General features: G+C 74.5%; 3 protein-coding genes and 1 pseudogene. 3 read left to right on the top strand and 1 reads right to left on the bottom strand.

The genetic code is table 11. From position 1 onward, the window contains the following. Nucleotides 1-1,021, bottom strand: a 1,021-nt coding sequence (locus IE330_RS38270) for a serine/threonine-protein kinase (protein ID WP_190140787.1), incomplete at its 3' end; no start/stop codon positions are given. A gap of 196 nt (nucleotides 1,022-1,217) precedes the next feature. Here IE330_RS38270 and IE330_RS38265 point away from each other — a divergent pair. The 3 genes and pseudogenes from IE330_RS38265 to IE330_RS38255 form a co-directional block, all read left to right on the top strand. Next, a complete protein-coding gene (locus IE330_RS38265) occupies nucleotides 1,218-1,484 on the top strand; it encodes a DUF8836 family protein (protein WP_190140786.1) in 267 nt (88 codons plus the stop codon). A 301-nt stretch (nucleotides 1,485-1,785) separates the two neighbouring features. Further along, a complete protein-coding gene (locus IE330_RS38260; RefSeq protein ID WP_190140785.1) occupies nucleotides 1,786-1,989 on the top strand; it encodes a hypothetical protein in 204 nt (67 codons plus the stop codon). Between the two features lie 448 nt (nucleotides 1,990-2,437). After that, nucleotides 2,438-2,895: pseudogene (locus IE330_RS38255) on the top strand (aminoglycoside phosphotransferase family protein); the annotation flags it as partial.

Here is a 2,895-nt window from a genome sequence, read left to right as displayed (position 1 = left end):
CCCCGGCCCTGGTGCCGCCCGTACGGGGCCCGGCGTCCCGCGCGCCGGTCCTCGACGGGCCGGTGCGCGGCAGGGGGGTGCCCGGCGCGGGCCGGCGCTGGGTGCGCTGCTCGGCGTACTCCTCGGTGAGCCGGCCCGTCGGGCGCTCGTGCTGCTCCTGGCGCGGCGCGGGCGGCCGCACCTCGGAGAGCCCCTGCGCCTCGCGGGCCGCGATCTCCTTCAGCCGCAGCGACAACTGCAGCGTGCTGGGACGTTCCTCCGGGTCCTTCGCGAGACAGGCCCGCAGCAGTGGCGCCAGCGCGTCGGGCACGCCGCGCAACTGGGCCTCCTCGTGGACGACCCGGTACAGCATGACCTCGGAACTTCCGTGCCCGAAGGGCGAGTCCGCCATGCAGGCGTACGCGAGGGTGGCGCCGAGCGCGAACACGTCCGTGGCGGGCGTGACGGCGGCCCCGCGCACCTGCTCGGGCGCGAGGAAACCGGGCGACCCGACGGCCGTGCCCACGTGCGTCAGCGTCGAGGCGCCGGTCGCCCAGGCGATGCCGAAGTCGATGATCCGCGGCCCCTTCGGGGACAGCAGGATGTTCGAGGGCTTGAGGTCCCGGTGCACCACACCGGCCTCGTGCACGGCGACGAGCCCCTCCGAAAGCGCGGCGCCGATGACGGCGACCTCCGCGGCGGACAGCGGGCCCTCCGCGGCGACCTTGTCGTGCAGGGAGGGGCCGGGCACGTACTGGGTGGCGAACCAGGGGCGCTCGGCCTCCAGGTCGGCGGCCACAAGGCGGGCGGTGCACCCGCCCCGGATCCGCCGGGCCGCCGAGACCTCCCGGGCGAAGCGCGAGCGGAACTCCTGGTCCTCGGCCAGGTCCGGCCGGATCACCTTCAGCGCCACCCGCTGCCCGCGACGGTCGGAGCCCAGATAGACGACACCCATCCCGCCGGCGCCCAGCCGCCTGTGCAGCCTGAACGAGCCGACGACACGCGGGTCCTCGCGCCTCAGGCGCATCATCGCCATGTTCATCCCCGCTGCCCGGTCCGTCTGACGAGCCACAGCTTACGTTTCCACGGCCCGGGCCGTGCAGAGGCCGCGCCCTCACGAGCCGATCGATTGTCAGTGCCCGGTGCGAAACTTGAAAAGTGGTCAGGTGGCGCGCGCCCAGGGCTCATGGCCGCCACCCGCACCCCCAACCACCCGCCATCGAAGGGGGATTGATCCCGTGAAGGGTGATCGCGTGGAGATCGTCGTGGACGCCGGGGACACGACGCGGACGTACGAAGTGGTGGCGAGCCGGGCAGGCCGCCGTGTGGAGACCGCCGTGCGCAGGGGAGTGGTGGAAGTGAGCGAAGTCACCCGCAGCGGCTCCGTGGTGCGCACCGCGCGGTTCATGGCCACCCGCGTCCTGGCCCTGGTGGAGCAGCCCGTCCCCAGAGAGGACACCTCGGAACGAACCGGACGTCCCCTCGGGGAAGACCCCGAGACCTAGTCAGGACCTAGGTCCCCGTCTCCACCCACGGGAGTACTTGTGTGACGAGCGGTCATCCTCCGGGAGGCCCGGCAAGCGGTACGAGGGCATGACGTGCGGCATGCCCCCCGGCGCCTAGATTTGAGGTCAAGCGGCGGGTGCAGCACTCGTCCCCCGAGGTCAGACACCCGCCGCTGCCCTTCGCACCACACGCGGCACAGGTACCGAACGCACCATACGAACCGCACGAAACACACGAACCTCCGACGGAACAACGGTTCCGGACGGATCAACAAGAGAAGGTCAGGAAGGGAGGGAGACCATGGCGGACACCGCGCCGCGGACGATGATCCGCACGCACGGACGCAAGCTCTCCACCCTGGGCGTCCGGCCGTCAGGCACCCGCCACCCCTTGGTGGCGACGCTCATGGTCCTCCCCCTGGCCGCCCTGCTGACGGTCGCCTTCGGCGGCTGGGAGGCAGTGGTCACACAGGCGTCGTCCGTGGGCGTGATGCTGGGGCGCTGAGCGGCGCCCCGGGCCCGGAAGAGCGGTCCGGGCGGGGACATCCGGCCATGAAACCCCGTGGGGACGGGGGTGCGGCGGACGGCACACAGCCCGCGTAGCTGGGGAGCTACGCGGGCTGTCTTGTTCCCCCGGCCTCCCCCTGCTGCCTCGTTCCCCCCAGCCGCCGGGTCCGCGTCCAGGGCCACGGCGGCATCCCCAGCCCCTCCGGCGTACCGGCGTACGGGCACGAGGCGCGGGCTCTCGAAACGCCTAAGGCCCCGGGGGCGCGGATCCTGGCGCGGAAGCGGAACCCGGGTGCGCGGCTCCTGGCGGGGAGAAGGACCGCCCGCGCGCGGAGCGCGCTGCCGGAGGCGGCGGGACGCCCCGCGAGCCCCACCCCGTACGCTCACGACGAACCCGAGCCTTCCCCCAAGGCCTCCGTGACCATGGCCCCCGCCCCCAGGACCCCGTGACCCTCCTCGCCGCCCTGACCACGCACGCCGAGCTCCACGCCCCGGCGTCCGGCACCGGCACCCAGCCCGCCACCGTCCTGGCCGACCGTCCTGACGCCCTGGTCGTGCGCCACGGCGACGTCGTCGCCAAGGCCCACGCCCCCGGCACCGACGAGCGCCACCTCGCCGCCCGCCTGGCCGCCGCGGCCCATCCGGCCCTCGCCGACACCCTTCTGGCCCCCCTCGCGGCGCACGCCGCCCGCCTGTACGACCGCCTGGTCACGCTCTGGCCGTACGGTGCTCCTGTCGACCGGGACGACCCGGACGCCGCGCCCTGGGAGGCGGCCGCCGCCCTCCTGGCGCGCCTGCACCGCACCCCGCCCGCCGAGCTGCCCGCCGCTCTGCCGGACATGAGGGGCCCGCGGAAGGCGGCCCGGGCCCTCGCCCGCCTGCGCGCGGCGACGGCGACGGCCCC

The sequence above is a fragment of the Streptomyces longispororuber genome, from assembly GCF_014656095.1.
In the GTDB taxonomy this organism is placed as follows: Bacteria; Actinomycetota; Actinomycetes; order Streptomycetales; family Streptomycetaceae; genus Streptomyces; species Streptomyces longispororuber.
Note: the sequence above shows the minus strand (reverse complement) of the source record. Positions and strands in the feature narration are given on the sequence as shown.